This window comes from Jannaschia sp. M317 (assembly GCF_025141175.1).
Classification (GTDB): Bacteria; Pseudomonadota; Alphaproteobacteria; order Rhodobacterales; family Rhodobacteraceae; genus Jannaschia.
Genome location: NZ_CP081155.1, coordinates 946,199 through 965,458, shown reverse-complemented (window position 1 = coordinate 965,458; position 19,260 = coordinate 946,199). Strand labels below are relative to the sequence as shown.

Annotated in this window: 19 protein-coding genes; 10 read left to right on the top strand and 9 right to left on the bottom strand. The window is 64.9% G+C overall.

The features are described 5' to 3' along the window. Positions 1 to 32: 32 nt before the first annotated feature. The 6 genes from K3551_RS05085 to K3551_RS05060 form a co-directional block, all read right to left on the bottom strand. The gene (locus K3551_RS05085) at positions 33 to 1,481 is read right to left on the bottom strand and encodes a Do family serine endopeptidase (protein WP_259919481.1); all 1,449 of its coding nucleotides are present in this window, start codon (positions 1,479 to 1,481) and stop codon (positions 33 to 35) included. A 223-nt stretch (positions 1,482 to 1,704) separates the two neighbouring features. Continuing rightward, the gene (gene hflC / locus K3551_RS05080) at positions 1,705 to 2,694 is read right to left on the bottom strand and encodes a protease modulator HflC (RefSeq protein ID WP_259918223.1); all 990 of its coding nucleotides are present in this window, start codon (positions 2,692 to 2,694) and stop codon (positions 1,705 to 1,707) included. Continuing rightward, entirely contained in the window at positions 2,694 to 3,854 is a 1,161-nt protein-coding gene (gene hflK, locus K3551_RS05075; protein WP_259918221.1) for an FtsH protease activity modulator HflK, read from the bottom strand. Before hflK ends, hflC begins: the two co-directional genes overlap by 1 nt. Before the next feature lie 71 nt (positions 3,855 to 3,925). Next, on the bottom strand, positions 3,926 to 5,284 hold the full coding sequence (gorA, locus tag K3551_RS05070; protein ID WP_259918220.1) for a glutathione-disulfide reductase: 1,359 nt from the start codon (positions 5,282 to 5,284) through the stop codon (positions 3,926 to 3,928). Between the two features lie 260 nt (positions 5,285 to 5,544). Continuing rightward, a complete protein-coding gene (gene rpiA, locus K3551_RS05065) occupies positions 5,545 to 6,333 on the bottom strand; it encodes a ribose-5-phosphate isomerase RpiA (RefSeq protein WP_259918218.1) in 789 nt (262 codons plus the stop codon). Between the two features lie 30 nt (positions 6,334 to 6,363). Next, the gene (locus K3551_RS05060) at positions 6,364 to 7,068 is read right to left on the bottom strand and encodes a thiamine diphosphokinase (protein WP_259918216.1); all 705 of its coding nucleotides are present in this window, start codon (positions 7,066 to 7,068) and stop codon (positions 6,364 to 6,366) included. Between the two features lie 147 nt (positions 7,069 to 7,215). Between K3551_RS05060 and K3551_RS05055 the strand changes: the two genes are divergently transcribed. After that, complete coding sequence (locus tag K3551_RS05055; protein ID WP_409197422.1) at positions 7,216 to 9,627, top strand: hypothetical protein; 2,412 nt, start codon at positions 7,216 to 7,218, stop codon at positions 9,625 to 9,627. Between the two features lie 99 nt (positions 9,628 to 9,726). On the opposite strand, the gene K3551_RS05050 is transcribed toward K3551_RS05055, so the two are convergent. After that, positions 9,727 to 9,954: a DUF2842 domain-containing protein gene (locus K3551_RS05050; protein ID WP_259918214.1), complete on the bottom strand. Its 228-nt coding sequence runs from the start codon at positions 9,952 to 9,954 to the stop codon at positions 9,727 to 9,729. Between the two features lies 1 nt (position 9,955). After that, on the bottom strand, positions 9,956 to 11,251 hold the full coding sequence (locus K3551_RS05045) for an adenylosuccinate synthase (RefSeq protein WP_259918212.1): 1,296 nt from the start codon (positions 11,249 to 11,251) through the stop codon (positions 9,956 to 9,958). A gap of 148 nt (positions 11,252 to 11,399) precedes the next feature. Here K3551_RS05045 and secG point away from each other — a divergent pair, with 148 nt between their 5' ends. From secG to K3551_RS05030, 3 genes are all read left to right on the top strand, one after another. Next, positions 11,400 to 11,753, top strand: a complete 354-nt coding sequence (gene secG / locus K3551_RS05040; RefSeq protein WP_259918210.1) for a preprotein translocase subunit SecG — start codon at positions 11,400 to 11,402, stop codon at positions 11,751 to 11,753. Positions 11,754 to 11,899: 146 nt separating this feature from the next. Continuing rightward, positions 11,900 to 13,543 carry a CTP synthase gene (locus K3551_RS05035; RefSeq protein WP_259918209.1) on the top strand — a complete coding sequence of 548 codons (1,644 nt, stop codon included), beginning with the start codon at positions 11,900 to 11,902 and terminating at the stop codon, positions 13,541 to 13,543. Positions 13,544 to 13,640: 97 nt separating this feature from the next. Then, positions 13,641 to 14,483: a PhzF family phenazine biosynthesis protein gene (locus tag K3551_RS05030; RefSeq protein ID WP_259918207.1), complete on the top strand. Its 843-nt coding sequence runs from the start codon at positions 13,641 to 13,643 to the stop codon at positions 14,481 to 14,483. Here the strand turns inward: K3551_RS05030 and K3551_RS05025 are convergent. Continuing rightward, the gene (locus K3551_RS05025; protein ID WP_259918205.1) at positions 14,467 to 15,273 is read right to left on the bottom strand and encodes a MipA/OmpV family protein; all 807 of its coding nucleotides are present in this window, start codon (positions 15,271 to 15,273) and stop codon (positions 14,467 to 14,469) included. The genes K3551_RS05030 and K3551_RS05025 overlap by 17 nt on opposite strands. A 134-nt stretch (positions 15,274 to 15,407) precedes the next feature. Between K3551_RS05025 and K3551_RS05020 the strand changes: the two genes are divergently transcribed. From K3551_RS05020 to K3551_RS04995, 6 genes are all read left to right on the top strand, one after another. After that, the gene (locus K3551_RS05020; protein WP_259918204.1) at positions 15,408 to 16,193 is read left to right on the top strand and encodes a 23S rRNA (adenine(2030)-N(6))-methyltransferase RlmJ; all 786 of its coding nucleotides are present in this window, start codon (positions 15,408 to 15,410) and stop codon (positions 16,191 to 16,193) included. Further along, on the top strand, positions 16,190 to 16,483 hold the full coding sequence (locus tag K3551_RS05015; RefSeq protein WP_259918203.1) for a DUF1330 domain-containing protein: 294 nt from the start codon (positions 16,190 to 16,192) through the stop codon (positions 16,481 to 16,483). Before K3551_RS05020 ends, K3551_RS05015 begins: the two co-directional genes overlap by 4 nt. A gap of 32 nt (positions 16,484 to 16,515) precedes the next feature. Next, positions 16,516 to 16,956 (top strand): TerB family tellurite resistance protein, encoded by a 441-nt coding sequence (locus tag K3551_RS05010; RefSeq protein ID WP_259918201.1) that lies wholly within the window; start codon positions 16,516 to 16,518, stop codon positions 16,954 to 16,956. Positions 16,957 to 16,960: 4 nt separating this feature from the next. Continuing rightward, positions 16,961 to 17,620 (top strand): FkbM family methyltransferase, encoded by a 660-nt coding sequence (locus K3551_RS05005; protein WP_259918200.1) that lies wholly within the window; start codon positions 16,961 to 16,963, stop codon positions 17,618 to 17,620. An 87-nt stretch (positions 17,621 to 17,707) separates the two neighbouring features. Continuing rightward, a complete protein-coding gene (locus tag K3551_RS05000; RefSeq protein ID WP_259918198.1) occupies positions 17,708 to 18,481 on the top strand; it encodes an ABC transporter ATP-binding protein in 774 nt (257 codons plus the stop codon). 46 nt (positions 18,482 to 18,527) lie between these two features. Continuing rightward, positions 18,528 to 19,259 carry a transporter substrate-binding domain-containing protein gene (locus tag K3551_RS04995; RefSeq protein ID WP_259918196.1) on the top strand — a complete coding sequence of 244 codons (732 nt, stop codon included), beginning with the start codon at positions 18,528 to 18,530 and terminating at the stop codon, positions 19,257 to 19,259. The last annotated feature ends 1 nt before the right edge of the window (position 19,260 follow it).

The window sequence follows — 19,260 nt, the reverse complement described above, 5'->3', positions numbered from 1 at the left end:
AGGGGCCCGTCCAAGTTGCCGTTTGGCAGGGTTTATTCGTCGTCGAGCGCCAGCGCCACAAAACGAGGATCGCCGCCGCGCCGGATCAACAGCAGGAAGCTTTTCTGTCCAGCCTCGCGGGCCTCGGCCAGGCGGTCTTCCAGTTGACGGATCGTTTCGACGCGAACCTGGCCCGCCTCTTCGATCAGGTCACCGGCGCGCAGACCCTTGGTATAGGCAGAGCTGTCGGGATCGATATCGGCCACGACCAGACCGCTCGCGTCCGTGTCCAGGCCCAGCTGCGCGCGCAACTCATCGGTCAGATCGGACACGGTCATGCCCATCAACTCCACCGAGCTGGGTTGCGACGGTTGCTGCGCCGAGGCGGGAACGGCTGCCTCTGCCTCTTCGCGGCGGCCAAGCGTCACAAGCAGGGTCTGCTCTTCGCCATCGCGGAAGACGATCACACGCACGGCCTTGTCCACTGGCGCGTTGCCGACGGTGCGCACCAATTCCCGCGTGTTCTCGATGTCCGTTCCGTCGAACGTCACGATCACGTCGCGCGGCAGGATCCCGGCCTCCTTGGCGGGGCCGTCGGGCACATCGGTGACCAATGCGCCGTTCGCGCTCTCCAGGCCCAGGGCCTCGGCCAGTTCCGGATCGACGTCCTGGATGCGCACGCCCAGCCAACCCCGACGGGTTTCGCCGAATTCCTGCAATTGGTCGACGACATTGGTGACGACATTCGAGGACATGGCAAAACCGATCCCGATGGAGCCGCCATTGGGCGACAGGATCGCCGTGTTCACGCCGATCACCTCACCATCCAGGTTGAACAGCGGCCCGCCGGAGTTGCCCCGATTGATGGCCGCGTCGGTCTGGATGTAGTCGTCGTAGGCGCCCTGCAACTCCCGCTCACGGGCGGAGACGATGCCTGCGCTGACCGAGAAACCCTGGCCCAGCGGGTTGCCCATGGCCATGACCCAGTCACCGGTGCGCATCACGTCGCTGTCGCCAAAGGGGACGAAGGGCAACGGTTTGGCGCTGTCGACCTTGAGCAGGGCGATGTCGGTGTTGGGATCGGTGCCAACCAGTTCGGCAGGCAGTTCCTCGCCCGAGAAGAACTCGATCAGGATCTCGTCGGCGTTTTCGATGACGTGGTTGTTGGTGACGATATAGCCGTCTTCCGAAATCACGAAGCCAGAGCCAAGGGCGGAGCCCCGGCGGCTAGGACGTTCCGGGCGGCCCTGGTTGTTGCGGTCGCGGAATTCTTCGAAGAAGTCTTCCAGCGGATTGCCGCGGTTCGGACCGGGGGCCGAAGCGGCAACGGTCGTGTTGGTCGTGATGTTCACCACTGCGCCGGACACCTGGTCGACCAGGTCGGCAAAGGTATCGGGACGGCCCTGGGCCGCCGCGGCGAGGCTGCTGACAATCAGCATGACCAGGCCGATGGCAAAAACGGCCAATGCGCGGAGCGCACCGATGGGCCGTTGCGTGTTCATGACTGTGTTCAAAATTTCCTCCTGACGTCCTGCTCGCGCCCGTCTCAGGGGCGGTCTATGCGTTGCATGTCAGCATCAGTCGCGATCAATACAACGCGCAGACCTTCACAACGGCGTGAGACGATCTGAACGCAACGTAAGGCGGAGCCCCCATCTCGCCAAGGGCCTGACGTGCAAAGGGCCCCTCAAAGGGGCCCTTTCCTGTCATTCTATCTGTCAGAGATCAGTTTCCGGTGCTCTCGGCTGCGGGCACCTCGGTTGCTGGCGTATCTGCCTCAACCTCCGGGGCCTCTTCGACCACGGCCTCCGCCTCTGCCACAGCGGGGGCAGGACGGGTCGTGCGACCAAGCGGGCTGTCGGTCTTCAGATAGTCGAAGAATTCCGAATCCGGTGACAGGACCATGGTCGAATTCGACCCCTGCAGCGCCCGTGTGTACGCTGTAAGCGACCGATAGAACTCAAAGAATTCCGGGTCGCTGGAAAATGCCTGCGCGAAGATGTTGTTGCGCAGTGCATCCGCCTCACCTCGGGCGATCTCCGCCTCGCGGCGCGCCTCCGAGGTCAACTCTACCACGGTCCGGTCGGCCTGGGCCCGAATCCGCTGAGCGGCTTCTTCACCGCGTGCGATCTCGTCGGCGGCCTCCCGCTCACGCTCTGCGCGCATCCGGGCAAAGGTGGCGTCCAGGTTCTGCGGCGGCAGATCCGTGCGTTTGAGGCGCACGTCGATGATCTCCAGCCCCAGCGCCAGGGCTTCGGCACGGGCGGCCGTCGCGATCCGCAACATCAGGGCGGCGCGATCCTCGGACAGGATGTCGTTTGACGACACGGAGCCCAGAACCTCCCGCAGCTTGGAGCGGAGGATGGAGTCAAGACGCGATTCGGCAAACAGGATGCCACCGGGACCGACCGCCTCGCGGAAGCGTTCCACATCGACGATGCGGTAGCGGGCGAAGGCGTCGACGACCAGTCGACGGTCGTCCGAGGGCGTGACCTCCAACGGCTCCACGTCGCGCGACAGGATCCGGTCATCGTAGTAGACGACGTTCTGCACCAGCGGCAGCTTGAAGGCCAAACCGGGGTCTTCCTTGACGTCGACCACGCGACCGAATTGCAGGACCAACGCCTTCTGACGTTCATCCACAACATAAAGGGACGAGAAGATCAGCGCGATGACGACGGCGGCTGCGGGCAACAAGTACATGGAACGATTCATCAGTTGCTTCCCCCACGGCGCAGCTCATTCAAGGGCAGATAGGGCACGATACCCTGACCACCGCCGCCTTCGCCGCCGATGTTGCTGTCGACGATGATCTTGTCGACGTCTCCCAGCACCTGCTCCATCGTCTCCAGGTAGAGACGCTTGCGGGTCACGTCGGGCGCGTTGACGTATTCCTGCAGAACGGCCGTAAAGCGAGAGGCTTCACCCTCGGCTTCGTTGACGACACGGGCGCGATAGCCCTCGGCCTCTTCCAGAAGCTGCGCCGCTTCACCGCGTGCACCAGCAAGGACGCGGTTGGCGTAGGCGTCGGCTTCGGATTGCAGGCGGTCGCGCTGCTGCTCGGCGGCCTGCACCTCGCGGAAGGCGTCGATCACCTGCTCGGGCGGATCGGCACGGTCAAAGTTGACGCGCAGGATGTTCACGCCGCTGTCGTAGCTATCCAGCGTCGACTGGATCAACGTGGACAGTTCTTCGGCGATGATGCCCCGGTCCCGGTTCAGGATCGGTGCCAGCTGGGAGCGGGCCACGATTTCTCGCATGGCCGATTCGGACACGGCGCGGATCGTCTGTTCCGGGTCACGCAAGTTGAACAGGAAACGCGCAGGGTCGGAGACGTTCCAGGCCACCTGGAAGTCGATGTCGACCACGTTCTCGTCGCCCGTCAGCATCAGGCCGCGTTCGTCCCGGCTGCCGCGATTGACGCCGATGTCGACGGTCCGTTCGGTTGTGACCGGGATCACCTCCTTGGTGACCAACGGCCAGGGCGCGAAGTTCAGACCCGATTGACCGGTCCCGGAGAATTCGCCCAGGAACAGTTCCACCGATTGCTCTTCGGGTCGGACCGTATAGGCCGACTGATACAGCCAGAGCCCCAGGGCCGCCACGACCGCGATGCCGATGGTTGCGCGGTTCAACTCGAACCCGCCACCACCACCGCCGCCGCCACCTGGCGAACGCGGACCACCGCCGCGACCGCCCATCAGGACGCGCAGCTGATCCTGGCCCTTGCGGACCAGATCGTCGATCTCCGGTATGTTGGGACCCTCGCCCCGCTGGGGCCGCTTGCCCCCGTTCGGTCGATCATTACCGTCGTTCGGCCCGCGTCCGCCGCCGGAGTTGCCACCGCCCCCCCAGGGGCCGCCAGTTCCTGCCATCAGGCATGTCCCTTCAATTCAATGTCGTCAGTCTCGGTGCGCTTGTAACATTGGCGCGCGGGGCTGCAACTTCAAGCGAGCACGCGCACAGGATCCTTCAGGGTGACCAGTTCTTCGGCCATGGACGGGTGGATCGCGCAGGTTCGGTCGAAATCGGCCTTGGTTGCGCCCATCTTCATGGCGACCGCGACGAATTGCATCATCTCGGCGGCGGCGGGACCGACGATGTGGATGCCGACGATCTTGTCGGTGTCGCGTTCGGTCAGCATCTTGAACAGGACCCGTTCATCGCCGCCCGCAAAGGCGCTCTGCATCGGGCGGAAGGCGGTGGCGTAGACGTTCGTCGGGCCCGCCTCCTCAGCCTGTTCCTCGGTCAGGCCACAGGTCGCCAGTTCCGGCTGCGTAAAGGTGGCCGACGGGATCAGGTCGTAATCCATCTTGGTCTTGTTGCCCTTGAACACCGTTTCGTGGAAGGCGACCGCTTCGCGGATGGCGACCGGCGTCAGCTCGACCTTGCCGATGACATCGCCCAACGCATAGATCGACGGGACGGCGGTCTGACCATAGTCGTCGACCTCGATGGCGCCACGCCGGTTCAGCTTGACCCCGACCTCTTCGAGGCCAAGGCCATCGGTGTTGGGCTTGCGCCCCGTCGCCCAGAGCAGGGTGTCATATTCTTCTTCGTGTCCGTTCGATCCCTTGACCCAGACCTTGTCCCCCCGCTTTTCGATGGCGATGGGGGCACAGCCGGTGTGGAACGTCACGCCGCGCGCCTGCATGCAATCGGCGACATGGCCGCGCGCCTCGTCGTCAAAGCCGCGCAGGATCTGCGCCTTGCGGATGAACATCTCTACGTCGACGCCCAGCCCGTTGAAAATGCCCGCGAATTCACAACCGATATAGCCCGCGCCCACGATCAGCATCTTGCCCGGCAGTTTCGGCAGATTGAACAGGTCGTTAGAGACGATGCCATGCTCTGCGCCGTCCATCTCGGGGCGCGCCGGGCGGCCACCGACGGCGATCAGGATGTGCTTGGCGGTCTTGCGGGTGCCATCGGCCAGTTCGACCGTATGGGCATCGGCCACCTTGCCGCGCTGCTTGAAGATATCGACACCCGCCTTTTCGGCGTTGCCCTCATAGGCCCCTTCCAGGCGGTCCAACTCCTTGTTGAGATGCCCCTTGAAGGTGTCCCAGTCGAAGCTGCCCTTTTCGGCACCCCAGCCATAGTTGCGGGCCTGCTCGATCGCTTCGGGGTATTCGGATGCGTAGACCATCAGCTTCTTGGGCACGCAGCCCCGGATCACACAGGTGCCGCCCATACGGCTTTCTTCGGCCAATCCGACCTTTTTGCCGCCCAGCGCCGTCAGCCGCGCCGCGCGCACGCCGCCAGAGCCACCGCCGATCACGAAGAGGTCATAGTCAAAGTCCATGGGTCACGCTCCTACGCCGAAATCAGCCTGTGCCTACGCAACCCGACCCCATATCGCAACGCGCATGCGGTGCGGGGGTGCGAAAGGCCCGCCTGCGCCGCCGCAGGGGTCAGGCGCGGCGCGCGGGGAAACGACAGGTCCCGACGCGGTGCATCGGACCGGGCCTCGTTCGCCAGAAGGTGCGCGCATTCTTCGCCGCGCAGACCCGCAGGCCTCGGGGATGGGCCGGTGCGGGGCCGCGACCCGGCACGGCCTTGCGATCAGTCGCTGACGTTGACGAAAATATTGTCGTCATCGCGCAGATCGACCTGCTCGGTCGTGATCGTGCCCGAATTGATATCCCGCACCTCGACCGCCCCATCGGCGGTGCCGACGATGACCACGTCGCAGATGTCGAGGAACAGACCGTTCTCGACCACGCCTGGAATCTGGTTGAGCACCAGCGCCAGTTGCCGTGGATTGCCGATCCGCTTGACGTGCAGGTCCAGGATCAGGTTTCCCTCATCGGTACGGAAAGGTGCATCGCGGTTCAGCCGCAAGGTGACGGCACGACCGCCCACATCCATGCCGATCAGGCTTTCCTCGATCAGGGCCTTGGTGGTCTGCCAGCCAAAGGGAATGACCTCGACCGGCAAGGGAAAGGCCCCCAGCGTTTCGACGTTCTTGGAGGCATCGGTGATCACCACCATCATGTCAGACGCGGTCGCCACGATCTTTTCCTGCAACAGCGCGCCGCCGCCGCCTTTGATCAGGTTCAGATCCTGATCGAACTCGTCGGCGCCATCGATGGTCAGGTCCAGCCACTTGACGTCTTCCAGCGTGGCGATGGGCACGCCCACCTGCCGGGCCAGATCCGCCGTTCGGCTGGACGTCGGCACGCCGGTGACCCGCAACCCGTCCTCTCGCACCATGTCGCCCAGGCAGCGCACCATCCAGGCGGCGGTGGATCCGGTGCCCAGCCCGATCCGCATGCCGTCCTCGACATAGTCCAGCGCCCGACGCGCTGAGACGTATTTCGCCATGTCGATCGGATTGAGCTTTGCCGCCATTTGTCTGAACCTTTGTCGCCAATAGGCTGGTTATAGAGCGCTCGCCCCGGCATCGCGAGGCCAGATTTTCAGCATCTCCAGCATGGCGTCCAATTGCGACGCCGGCAGAATCAGCGCCATGGGCGCCCCCTGGGTCGCGATCCACACGTCCGGCAAGGTGCTGCGGTTGGAGGTTCCCACGCGCCCGCCCGGTGAAAATTCGATCCTGTCGATGGACCATTCCAACCCCCGGCTTTGTCCCGTCGCGGGGCCCAGCGGCCAGAGGGAGACGCGGGTGCCGATGGGAACCTTCAGGCGCACCTCGGCAGGCAGGATGCACAGGCAATCCTCGTCCCCCAGCAGGAGGCAGGGGGCGGCCTCGCGCCGCCGGGCAAGCGTGGTGAGGCACGCCAGGAAATGATCGACACGGGCCCCGATGAACCCGACGCCGATCACGAACGGTGCCTGCGACTGCCGCAGCGCCTTGTCGAAATCTGTGCTATCCTGTTCCGTGACGGGTGCCAGCACGTCGCAGAAGGCCGCGCGGGCCGCCTGCGACACACTGTCCATGTCGCCGATCACACGCGCCGGTCGCAGTCCGGCAGCCAGCACAGTGTCCGCGCCGCCGTCCGCCGCAACCAATCGCGGGGCCCGCGTTAAGGCTATGGCAAGGATGTCCGTGCTAACCGGTGCCCCACCGACAAGGGTTTCTGCCGCCGTTTCGGGCAGTGAATGATGGTCAATTGAGGATGTCACGATGGAGATTAGCTCCGAATCTGGCAAAAATCCGCCCGAGTTTTCGTTAAATGGTCCCGAACTGGGCACGATTTGAATGGAATCGTTTTGTTATGTGCAAGCTGAAGTGAAACAGTTCTCCCAGTTGGGAAGGAAGTGGTGACAGTCATGGTGCCTGCAAACAAGATCCTCACGGTCGCATATGGGACCTTCTCCTGCACGCTTGAGGGGTTCGACGATCCCTTCTCCACGATGACCGATATCGCCGAGTATTTCCGGGGCCTCGCCGCCGAGGACCGTTATTTCGGCGCCGAACCCCCGACCCCTGACATGGCCATGTTGCGCCAGATCGCCGAAACGACATCCCGTGGCCGGGTCGAGGCCAGCACCGACGACAAGGGCGTGACCCTGCGCCCCTCGCTCGCGACACCACTTGCTGCCGACCTGCCCACGGACGCGGACGGCCCCACGGTGACCGCTACCGAAATTCTGGCCGCCGCCGATGCACAGATCGACCAAGAGGATGATCTGGCCGCCGAGATGCCCGAGGCCCTCGCCGAGACCCATGTGGCAGATGCCCCTGCGCCCCAGGCTGACGTCGTCGAAGCGGCGGATCTCGATCAGCCGTCCCATCAGGCCGATACCCTGGAGGTCGAAGACGCGGACCTGATCGCGGCCCTCGCCGACGCCAGCGAAGAAAACGCTGAAAACAGCGTCGCCGCCAAGCTGGCCCGCCTGCGCCACGTCGTCGATGCGGAACGCGCCAGCGTCTCCTATTCCGAGGATGAGCACGCCGAGGCCTTTGAGGACAGCGACGCATTCGAAGATACCGACGAAGACGAGGTTTCGACGCAAATCGAAGACACGCTCGCCGCTCTGTTCGACGACGACACCTTGGACGCCCCCATCGAAGACGCCGCGCCCGTGGCCATCGAAGAGGATGCGGCAGAGGCCTACGCGGAACCGGAAGCGGATGAGACGGTAGAACCGGAGGTGGCTGACGCCGAGAACGATCTGTCCGACAGCAAGGAGAACGACACCGAATTCGCGGGCACCGACACCGTTGCCGCAGATGTCGCCGCCCTGCTGAGCGATGACGACGCGCCGGAAACCCCCTCCACCGCCGCAGACGAGGCCTCCGTCGCAGACATGACAGAGGCGGTCGCCGAGGATGAGCCGACCGCCCCGGATCAGCCCGCGGCCCAGGAACAGGACACTGCCCCCGCCCAGCCGGTGCGCCGCATTCGCGTGCGAAAGATCCGCCGTTCCGACCTGGTGTCCGCCGCCGCCTCTACCGCAGCCGTCGCAGCCGGCCTCCCCGAGGCGGAGGCTGCTCCGCGGGCCGAGGCACCCGTGGCGCAGGACAAGGCCGCCGTCGAAGCACCGTCGATTGCAGCCGATGCGCCCGACCTGCAGGACGATGACGAGGCCGATCTGATGGCGGAACTCGCCGCGATCGAGGCAGAGCTGGACCGCGACGCCACCGGCAAGACTTCCGAGGACACCGATGCCGCCATCGAGGAGGAGAGCACAGCCGATGTCGCAGAGGAGCAGGATGAGCTTCTCGCCGAACTGGCCGCGATCCGTGCCGAAGATGACGACGAAGACGATGATGGGTTCGATATCGACGCGCTGAGCCGTGCCCTGGACGAGGACTCGGACGAAGAGTTCGAAGCCGTGGATACGCTGGCCGACATCTCCGGTGCGCCCGAGACCTTCGAGGACGAGGCCCCCGTTGAGGACAGTCACGAAGAGGCCGCCGAAGTCGTCGCAGAAGAGACCGCACCCGAAGAGGACGCGACGTCCGCGCCAGAGGATGTGCTCGCCGACGCTGACGCTGACGAAGCGCTGGCCCCGACGGATCGCAAGGAAGATCCAGAAGATCTGGAACGTCTCTTTGCCGCGACCGACAGCCGGCTTTCGGGCGAGGATACATCCCGCCGTCACGCCAATATCTCGCACCTGAAGGCCGCCGTTGCCGCGCGCCGCGCAGACGACACGATGGAGACGCCCGAGACGGACGACACTGGTGCCTACCGCGCCGATCTGGCCAGCACGGTCCGCCCCCGTCGCGCCCCCCGCGCCGAGGATGCCCGCACCCCGCGTCCTGAACGTCCCGCGCCGCTTGTGCTCGTCTCCGAACAGCGCGTCGCAGAGGAGACTGAGGCCAACGCCCGACAGGAAGCGCCAGCGGCCGCCGTCGTGCCCCGCCGCGCGCCGCGCCTGTCCGAAGCCGACCACGTCCAGGAGGAAGTCGAGGCCAAGGCAAACCGCCGCCGCCGTCCCGATGCAGGGGATGATTTCGAACAATTCGCTCAGGACGTTGGGGCTGTCGACCTGGCCGACGTGTTGGAGGCTGCGGCCGTCTATAGCGCGACGGTGATGGGGCAGGACAGCTTCTCTCGCCCACGGCTTCTGCATCTTGCCGCCGAAGCGGTGGACGATCTGAGCCGCGAGGACGGCCTGCGCGGGTTTGGCCAACTGCTGCGTGCAGGCACCCTGCGCAAGGTCAGCCGCGGCACGTTCGCTCTGGGCGCCGACTCACGCTTCCGCACCCAGGCGGAACGGCGGGCAGGCTGAGCCAAACAAAGAAGACAAAAGCCCGGTGCGTATCAGCGCACCGGGCTTTTTCTTGTGGCAAAGCGATCGCCGCCCAACCGCCGCCAGGCGGCGCGGCCCTCAGTCTTCGCCTGGCGCGTCGGGGTCCGCTTTGCCGACCCCGATGAAGACCGCCTTCAGGGGGAAAACCCAGGCAATGCCCAACACCGTATAGACCAAAAGCTCGACCAAGACCGGCATCGGCGGCAACAGCGCAACAAGGCTGACGGCGACCATGATATAAAGTGGCAAACCGATGGTCAGCACCAGCAGCGACAGCCGTTTGCGGGTCTTGTAGGTCAACGCCATCTCAGTCCTCGAAGGGGTCGGTCACCAGGATCGTGTCTTCGCGTTCCGGCGAGGTGGACAATAGCGCGACCGGGCACCGGATCAATTCCTCGACCCGGCGGACGTATTTGATCGCCTCTGCTGGCAGATCGGACCAGCTGCGCGCGCCTTCGGTCGATTGCGACCAGCCCGGCATCTCTTCGTAGATCGGGGTGCAACGGGCCTGTGCGTCGGCGGCAGTGGGCAAATAGTCCAGCCGTGTGCCATCCAGATCATAACCCACGCAGATCTTGAGCGTCTCGAACCCGTCCAGAACGTCGAGTTTGGTAAACGCGATGCCGTTCACACCAGAGGTCGCGCAGGTCTGGCGCACCAGCACCGCATCGAACCAGCCACAGCGACGCTTGCGCCCTGTGACGGTTCCGAATTCGTGGCCCCGCTCGCCCAGACGCTGACCGTCCGCATCGTCCAGCTCGGCCGGGAACGGACCTTCGCCTACGCGCGTGGTATAGGCCTTGACGATGCCCAGGACGAAATCGACCGATCCCGGCCCGATGCCCGTGCCCGTGGCCGCCTGCCCCGCGATGACGTTGGACGAGGTCACAAAGGGATAGGTTCCGAAATCGATGTCGAGCAGCGCGCCCTGCGCGCCCTCGAACAGGATGCGTTTGCCGGCACGGCGTTTTTCATCCAGCACCTTCCAGACGGGGGCCGCATATTCCAGAACCGTCGGCGCAACCTCGCGCAGGGCCGCAAGCAGAGCGTCGCGATCGACCGGGTCCAATCCAAGGCCCCGGCGCAGCGCGTCGTGGTGGGCCAGGGCGCGGTCGACGCGGGCCTCCAGCGTGGCGGGATCGGCCAGGTCGGCGACGCGGATCGCACGGCGGCCCACCTTGTCCTCGTAGGCCGGGCCGATGCCGCGTCCGGTGGTGCCGATCTTGGTGCCCTTGGCCGAGGCGTCCTCGCGGGCGCGGTCCAGTTCACCGTGAATCGGCAGGATCAGGGGCGTATTCTCGGCGATCATCAGGGTCTCGGGCGTGATTTCCACGCCCTGTTCGCGCAGCTGGGCGATTTCCTTGATCAGGTGCCAGGGGTCGAGGACCACGCCGTTGCCGATCACCGACAGTTTTCCACCGCGCACGATACCCGACGGCAACAACGACAGCTTGTAGACCTCGCCGTCGATGACCAGCGTATGACCGGCGTTGTGCCCCCCCTGAAAGCGGGCGATGACGTCGGCCCGTTCCGACAGCCAGTCGACAATCTTGCCCTTGCCTTCGTCACCCCATTGGGCGCCGACAACCACGACGTTGGCCATGCGAGGTCCTTCCTAATTGCTGAGACCGCGCTCCCTTAGCGCGCACAGACGGCGGGCGAAAGGCTTGGCGATCATGTCGGGGCGGTCGGGTCTTGCGGCGCGGGGGCGCGGTCTTTAGGTAGCCCCCGATACGGAACCGAGGTCCCCCATGGAAAACGTCCTGCTGCTCATCCACCTGATCGTGGCGCTATGCCTGATCGGCATCGTGTTGCTGCAACGCTCCGAAGGCGGCGGGCTGGGCATGGGCGGCGGTGGCGGTGGGGCCATGACCGGGCGTCAGGCGGCGACCGCGATGACCAAACTGACCTGGCTGTTCGGCACCGTGTTCCTGATCAACTCCATCGTGCTGACCGTGATTGCGGCGCAAAACGCCTCTGGCGGGTCGGTCGTCGACCTGGTTCCCACCGAGGAATCCAGCACCGTTCCGGGCCTGCCCAGCGGCGAAAGCCTGCTGCCGCCGACGCCTGACAGCGCGCCTCTGGCGCCGCCGCGTTCGGAATAACCAAGACTTAGCGTTTGCGGGGCGCGTGTTAACAGGATGTAGCGGGTCGCGGTTGCGGGCCGGGCGCTGCCTCTGTTAGACTTGAGTCCCGTGAGCATCGATTCCGGCATGGGCCGGAGCAGAGACATCCGCGGGGAATTCTGGACATGGCGCGCTTTATCTTCATCACCGGCGGTGTGGTGTCTTCGCTCGGCAAGGGGCTGGCATCGGCGGCGCTGGGCGCGCTGTTGCAGGCGCGGGGCTATACGGTCCGCCTGCGCAAGCTGGACCCCTATCTGAACGTCGACCCCGGCACGATGAGCCCGTTCGAGCACGGCGAGGTCTTCGTCACCGATGACGGGGCCGAAACCGACCTGGACCTGGGCCACTACGAAAGGTTCACCGGCGTGGCCGCGCGCGCGACTGATTCGATCAGCTCCGGCAGGGTCTATTCCAACGTCTTGGAGAAAGAGCGCCGCGGCGACTACCTGGGCAAAACGATCCAAGTCATTCCGCACGTTACCAACGAAATCAAGGACTTCATTCGTATCGGCGAAGATGAGGTCGATTTCATGCTTTGCGAGATCGGCGGTACGGTCGGCGACATCGAAGGGCTGCCATTTTTCGAGGCGATCCGTCAGTTCAGTCAGGAAAAACCGCGCGGTCAGTGCCTGTTCATGCACCTGACCCTGCTGCCGTTCATCAAGGCGTCGGGCGAGTTGAAGACAAAGCCCACCCAGCATTCGGTCAAGGAGCTGCGGTCCATCGGCCTGGCCCCCGACATTCTTGTCTGCCGCTCCGAAGGGCCGATCCCCGAGAAGGAGCGCGAGAAGCTTGCGCTGTTCTGCAACGTACGCCCCGATTCGGTCATCGCCGCGCAGGACCTGAAGTCGATCTACGAAGCCCCGCTGGCCTATCACCGCGAAGGGATGGATCAGGCCGTTCTGGACGCCTTCGGGATCAGCCCTGCGCCCAAACCGAACCTGGACCGCTGGGAAGACGTCGTGGACCGCATCCACAACACCGACGGCGAAGTGCGGGTCGCAATTGTCGGGAAATACACCCAGCTGGAAGACGCCTATAAATCGATTGCCGAGGCGCTGACCCACGGCGGCATGGCGAACCGGGTCAAGGTCCGTGCCGAATGGATCGACAGCGAAATCTTCGACCGCGAGGATGCCGCCCCGCATCTGGAACAATTCAACGCGATCCTGGTGCCTGGCGGCTTTGGCGAACGCGGAACCGAGGGCAAGATCAAGGCCGCACAATTCGCGCGCGAACGGGGCATCCCCTATCTGGGGATCTGCCTGGGCATGCAGATGGCCGTGATCGAGGCCGCGCGCAACATGGCCGACATGGGCAACGCCGCCTCGGAGGAATTCGCCGAGGGCGTCGACCCGCGCAGCTTCACCCCCGTGGTCTACCACCTGAAGGAATGGGTGCAGGGAAATGCCAAGGTCACCCGCAAGAAGGACGACGACAAGGGCGGCACGATGCGCCTGGGTGCCTATGACGCGGTGCTGACGGACGGGTCCCGCGTCGCCAAGGTCTATGGCGACACCGCCATCGAGGAACGCCACCGCCACCGCTACGAAGTCGACATCAAGTTCCGCGAGCAGTTGGAGCAGCAAGGCCTGATTTTCTCGGGCATGTCGCCCGATGGTCGCCTGCCGGAAATCGTCGAGGTCAAGGACCACCCCTGGTACATCGGCGTACAGTTCCATCCCGAGCTGAAGTCCAAACCCTTTGAGCCGCACCCCCTGTTTGCCGACTTTGTTCGCGCTGCCAAGGAACAGTCGCGGCTGGTGTGACCCCTGCCGCAGGGAAATTGTAACCCCGACAATTTAACGCTTCTGCGCCGCGCAAGCCGTGGCGCAGACTGGGCCTGCCTGAATACCGGAGGGGCCAATGCTGCGTTTTGAAGTCTGGGACGTCTTTACCGACAGGCCCTTTGCCGGCAATCCGCTGGCCATTGTCGACACCGACGGCAGCCTGACGACCGCGCAGATGCAAACCATCGCGGGCCAGTTCAACCTGTCTGAGACGATCTTTCTGATGCCGCCTCGCGATCGGGCACATACGACCCGCGCGCGGATCTTCTTTCCCACCGCCGAGACACCCTTCGCGGGTCATCCGACGATTGGGGCCGCGCTCTGCCTCGCGGCGCGCGACGGTCTGGAACACGTCTCCCTGGAGGAAGAGGTGGGCCTCGTGTCCGTTACGATCGACCGGGGTGCCGCGCAATTCACGGCCCCTGTCCTGCCCGAACCGGTCACGGGGCGGTTTGATCCGGCGGCCTGCGCGGCGGCGCTTGGCCTGCGGTTGGACCAGATCGGCCCCCATGTGCCAGCGGCGTTCACTGGGGGACCGACGTTTCTGTATGTCCCGGTGCGCGACCGACAGGCGTTGGCGCAGGCACGACCCAGTCAACCGGCCTGGAAATCGCTGATGTCGCCTCTCGGTCTGCGCAGCGTCTGGCTCTACGATCCGGAGCTGAACGCCAGAAAGTTCACCGCGACCGCCGAAGACCCCGCCACCGGCTCTGCCGCCGCGATCCTGTCCGCGCAGCTTTTGGCGAACGGAGCTTTGGCTGAGGGCACGACCGGGCTGACGATCCGACAGGGGGAGGACATGGGCCGCCCCTCTCGGATCGGATTCGAAGCAGATGTCGCAAACGGCCAGATCACCGCCGTCCGGATTTCGGGTCACGCGGTGCCGGTATCCGAAGGACGGATCAGAATCCCAGGGTAAACCGTCGGGTCAGGCCGATCCGCGCAGACAATTGATCATCGTCGCGGGTGATCGGACTGGCCGCCGCGTCGTTCTGCAACCGTTCATAGCGGATCGCGGCATCGATGCCCCAATCGTCGTTGATCCGGTACCCGGCACCCAGCTCGATCCCGGCGGACAGCAGACCGCCACTGGGGCTGTAGGCCGTCGCAAAGTTGGTGCCCGGCGCCGCAGCTTCGGCAGCGGAGACGCCGAAATAGGTGGCTGCATAATCGCTGTCACCGAAGAAGGCGCGCGGCCCGGCGCGCAGTGTCAGGTTCTCGGACGGGCGCAGGAACACGTCGGCCCCCAGTTCACCGACCCAGGCTTCATGGCCGACGACGCCATAGCGCAGGTTTCCGAACACCTGATAATCGCGCGTTGCATACCGCAGGCCACCGCCCAGTTCCAACGCGGCATCGACATCGGCCAAGCCTGCCAGTTCCGGATCGTCGGTCGCGCTCCGCTCTTCGATGTAGCGGAAGGAGCCGGTGATCCCGAACCCCTCAGGCACATAGAGCGGGTCAGGATCGCCAAAGGTGAATCCACCCAGTCGCAGATAGTTCAGACCGAATCCCAGGTCCGGGCCCGCCTCGGTCGAATCCGATCCGAAGTAGGTCGGCGTCGCGGCAACCCCGCCGCGCAGGGTGAACCCGATCGCGGGGCCGGCCCCCTGGCTGGACAGCACGGGCGAGGACAGCGGTTGCGACACATCCTGTGCGGCCACGGACACAGGGGCAAGGAGGGCAGCAACGGCAAGGCGTTTGAACATCGGGGGCACCGGGCGTGAAGATCATGACGGGTCAGTCCGTCGTTTAAACGATCTAGCACGCAGAAAGGTTTCCGCATCCTCAATATTGCGTCATTTTGCGTGACAGCGGCCCGGGACGCGATTAGCCCCGCCCTATGTTGTCATACCAACACAGCTATCACGCGGGAAACGCCGCCGATGTGCACAAACACGCGATTCTTGCTTGGGTGCTCAGCTATCTGACGCGCAAGGACAAGGCGTTGTCCTATCTGGAAACGCACGCCGGGCGCGGGCTTTATGATCTGGGCGCGGCTTCGGCGCTCAAGACAGGCGAGGCGCAGGCCGGTGTCGGGCGCCTGCTGGATCGGTTTGCACAAGATCACCCCTGGCGCAGCGCGGTCGAGGCGTTGCGCAACCGCGAGGGTGATCAATGCTACCCCGGCTCTCCGCTGCTGGCGGCGCATCTGCTGCGCCGGTTCGACCGGATCGACCTGGCGGAATTGCACCCCCAGGAATACGACGCTCTTTGCGCGGCCATGCCCGAAAGCCCGAACACGCGCCTTCACAAGCGTGACGGCTGGGAAATGGCCAAGGCCCTGACCCCGCCCGATCCGCGCCGGGGCGTTCTGTTGATAGACCCCTCCTGGGAGGTGCGCGGCGACTACGACCTGGTCGCCGCCCTGCTGCCGCGGCTTCACCGGAAATGGGGGGTCGGTGTGCTAATGCTTTGGTATCCCTTGCTGGCCGACCGTCGGCATGCGCCAATGCTGCGCCAACTGCGCACCGCCCTGCCCGACATGCTGGTCTCGGAGGTGCGCTTTCCCGTGGCGCGGGCCGGGCATGGGATGCAAGGCTCCGGCATGGCGGTGGTCAATCCGCCGTGGGGTCTTGCCGAGGAAGCCACGCGCCTGACACAGATTTTCCAGGAGGATACCCAATGACCAAAGGCTACTGGATCGCCCACGGGCGGGTCGACGACGTCGAGAAATACGATCTCTATCGTGCAGCCAATGCCGCGCCGCTGGCGGAATTCGGGGGCCGGTTCCTGGTGCGCGGCGGCGCGCGTGAACTGGTCGAGGGTGCCGCCAAGCCCCGTACCGTCGTCATCGAATTCCCCAGCTACCAGGCCGCGCTCGAGTGTTATCACAGCGACGCCTACCAGGCCGCACTCAAGCTGCGCCACGGCATCAGCGAAAGCGATCTGGTCATCGCCGAGGGCTGGGAGGGCTAGCCCCCCCGCCGCTCCGACCCTATATCAGGCCAATGTTTGCTGATCTCTTGCGCCGCCTGACGGCCACCGACCCCGGGCACCTGCCCGCCCCCGACGCGCGGCTGGCCCTTGCTGCATTGATGGTTCGCGTGGCGCGCAGCGACGGCGATTATGCCGCCGCCGAAGTGTCCCGTATCGACCGTATCCTGATGCGCCGCCACGGCCTGGACGCCGATGCCGCAGGGGCGCTGCGCACCGAAGCCGAGGCCCTGGAGGCCGAGGCCCCGGACACCGTTCGTTTCACCAAGGCCATCAAGGATGCCGTCTCGCTGGAGGACCGCACAGCGGTCATCGAGGCGCTCTGGTCGGTTGTCCTGGCCGACGGCACCCGCGATGCGGACGAGGATTCGCTGCTGCGCCTTCTGGCGAACCTGTTGGGCATCAACGACCGTGACAGCAACCTCGCGCGTCTTCGCGTCGAACAGAGCCTCTGATCCGATGCGCCGCGCCTTCAAACGCTGGATCGCCCGCACCTTCAACACCTGGCGCGCACCGGCGGCGCATGCCACGGTCGCCTGGCACGCGGATGGCGGGGACGCGATCCGCATGCGCTTCGACGGCCTTGGCCCCGATGACACGGTTCTGGACTTCGGCGGGTTCGAGGGCAATTGGGCCGATCACATGCACCGCACCCACGGCTGCAAGGTCCATGTGTTCGAACCGCACCCCGCCTTCGCTGACCGCCTGACCAGACGGTTCGCCGACACGCCTGCCGTCACGGTGCACCCCTATGCGGTCGGCTCCCACGATGGCGAGCTGACCCTCTCGGACGATGGCGACGCCTCTTCGGCCCTGTCTGGTGAGGGCCGGGTGACGGGCCAGGTGCGCGCCCTGTCCGATGTCCTGCCGACCCTGCCCGAGGCGCGGTTTGCCGTCGCAAAGGTCAACATCGAGGGCGGCGAATATGACCTGCTGCCCGCCTTGATCGAAACCGGTGCCCTGGGGCGTATCGACGTGTTGCAGGTGCAGTTCCACCTCTACACCCGCGCCCATCTGCAGGAACGGTCGGACCTGATCCAACAGATCGAACATTCGCACCTGCCCGATTTTTCATATCCTTTCGTCTGGGAGCAGTGGACCCGCAGGCAGTTCGACTAGGACCCTGTCTCTGACGCCGCGCCCCCATTGCATTCGCCCCGGTTTTCCGGCGTAAACGTGCGGACACGAGCAGCCGCAGGAAATCCATTGTCCACATCCCCGCCCGTCATCGAGATCCGCGGCCTGCACAAGGCCTATGGCAATCTGGAAGTGCTGAAGGGTGTGGACCTGCGGGCGTGCCAGGGACAGGTGGTGTCGCTGATCGGATCGTCCGGGTCCGGGAAATCCACGCTTCTGCGCTGTGCCAACCTGCTGGAGGACAGCCAGCAGGGCGAAATCCTGTTCTGCGAAGAACCGGTAAAATGGAAAGGCAGCGCCCACGCCCGTCGCCCCGCCGATGCCGCCCAGATCACCCGCATCCGCACAAACCTGTCGATGGTCTTCCAGTCGTTCAACCTGTGGTCGCACATGACCATTCTTCAGAACGTGATGGAGGCACCCGTTCAGGTCATGAAACGCGACCCCGCCGAGGTGGAGGCGAAGGCCCGCGAATACCTCGACAAGGTCGGCATCGGTGACAAGGCGGATGCCTGGCCCGCTCAGCTGTCCGGTGGTCAGCAGCAGCGCGCCGCCATCGCCCGCGCGTTGGCGATGGAGCCGAAGGCGCTCTTGTTCGATGAACCGACCTCGGCGCTCGACCCAGAGTTGGAGCAGGAGGTGGTGCGCGTCATCAAGGCGCTGGCCGACGAAGGCCGCACCATGGTCATCGTCACCCACGACATGAAGCTGGCCCACGACGTCAGCGACCATGTCATTTTCCTTCACCAGGGCCTGATCGAAGAAGAGGGGCCGCCGGCCACGCTTTTCGGTCAGCCGAAATCAGACCGGCTGCGCGGGTTCCTGTCCGCCACAGCCGCATAACCGGGACCTGCCGCCAAGGCCGGCCCACCAACAGAGAGAGACCGAGATGAAACTGATCCTGACCGCCGCCGCGCTTGCCGCCACGGCCACCATGGCCTTTGCCGATGCCCATTCCGTCGTTCGCATGGGCACCGAAGGGGCGTACCCTCCGTATAACTTCCTCAACGACGCCGGTGAGATCGACGGCTTCGAGAAAGAGGTCGGTGATGAGCTGTGCGCCCGCGCCGAGCTGACCTGCGAATGGGTCACCAACGAATGGGACTCGATCATCCCTAACCTCACCTCGGGCAACTACGACACGATCATCGCGGGCATGAGCATCACCGACGAGCGTGACGAGGTCATCGACTTCACCCAGAACTACTTCCCGCCCGCCGCCTCGGCCTATGTCGCCCTGTCCGCCGATGCCGACCTGACCGGCGGTGTCGTCGCGGCTCAGACCAACACGATCCAGGCCGGGTTCATCGCGGAATCCGGTGCGACCCTTCTGGAATATGCCACCTACGACGAAACCGTCGCGGCCGTCCGCAATGGCGAGGCAGACGCAGTGTTTGCCGACAAGGACGCCCTGGCCCCTACGGTCGAGGAATCCGGCGGCGAGCTGACCTTTGCGGGCGACGATGTGCCGCTGGGCGGAGGCGTCGGCATGGGCCTGCGCGAAAGCGACACCGAACTGCGTGACAAGTTCGATGCCGCCATCACCTCCATGAAGGAAGACGGCAGCCTGAACGCGCTGATCGTCAAGTGGTTCGGCGAAGACGCCAAAGTCTACGAGTGAT

What these genes read in the sequence shown, in the direction of transcription:
- K3551_RS05030 (WP_259918207.1), top strand. Translation starts at nt 13,641, where the DNA reads ATGCTGCGTTTTGAAGTCTGGGACGTCTTTACCGACAGGCCCTTTGCC.
- K3551_RS05035 (WP_259918209.1), top strand. Translation starts at nt 11,900, where the DNA reads ATGGCGCGCTTTATCTTCATCACCGGCGGTGTGGTGTCTTCGCTCGGC.
- secG (WP_259918210.1), top strand. Translation starts at nt 11,400, where the DNA reads ATGGAAAACGTCCTGCTGCTCATCCACCTGATCGTGGCGCTATGCCTG.
- gorA (WP_259918220.1), bottom strand. Translation starts at nt 5,284, where the DNA reads ATGGACTTTGACTATGACCTCTTCGTGATCGGCGGTGGCTCTGGCGGC.
- rpiA (WP_259918218.1), bottom strand. Translation starts at nt 6,333, where the DNA reads ATGGCGGCAAAGCTCAATCCGATCGACATGGCGAAATACGTCTCAGCG.
- K3551_RS05085 (WP_259919481.1), bottom strand. Translation starts at nt 1,481, where the DNA reads ATGAACACGCAACGGCCCATCGGTGCGCTCCGCGCATTGGCCGTTTTT.
- K3551_RS05015 (WP_259918203.1), top strand. Translation starts at nt 16,190, where the DNA reads ATGACCAAAGGCTACTGGATCGCCCACGGGCGGGTCGACGACGTCGAG.
- hflC (WP_259918223.1), bottom strand. Translation starts at nt 2,694, where the DNA reads ATGAATCGTTCCATGTACTTGTTGCCCGCAGCCGCCGTCGTCATCGCG.
- K3551_RS04995 (WP_259918196.1), top strand. Translation starts at nt 18,528, where the DNA reads ATGAAACTGATCCTGACCGCCGCCGCGCTTGCCGCCACGGCCACCATG.
- K3551_RS05050 (WP_259918214.1), bottom strand. Translation starts at nt 9,954, where the DNA reads ATGGCGTTGACCTACAAGACCCGCAAACGGCTGTCGCTGCTGGTGCTG.
- K3551_RS05020 (WP_259918204.1), top strand. Translation starts at nt 15,408, where the DNA reads ATGTTGTCATACCAACACAGCTATCACGCGGGAAACGCCGCCGATGTG.
- K3551_RS05045 (WP_259918212.1), bottom strand. Translation starts at nt 11,251, where the DNA reads ATGGCCAACGTCGTGGTTGTCGGCGCCCAATGGGGTGACGAAGGCAAG.
- K3551_RS05005 (WP_259918200.1), top strand. Translation starts at nt 16,961, where the DNA reads ATGCGCCGCGCCTTCAAACGCTGGATCGCCCGCACCTTCAACACCTGG.
- K3551_RS05055 (WP_409197422.1), top strand. Translation starts at nt 7,216, where the DNA reads ATGGTGCCTGCAAACAAGATCCTCACGGTCGCATATGGGACCTTCTCC.
- hflK (WP_259918221.1), bottom strand. Translation starts at nt 3,854, where the DNA reads ATGGCAGGAACTGGCGGCCCCTGGGGGGGCGGTGGCAACTCCGGCGGC.
- K3551_RS05025 (WP_259918205.1), bottom strand. Translation starts at nt 15,273, where the DNA reads ATGTTCAAACGCCTTGCCGTTGCTGCCCTCCTTGCCCCTGTGTCCGTG.
- K3551_RS05010 (WP_259918201.1), top strand. Translation starts at nt 16,516, where the DNA reads ATGTTTGCTGATCTCTTGCGCCGCCTGACGGCCACCGACCCCGGGCAC.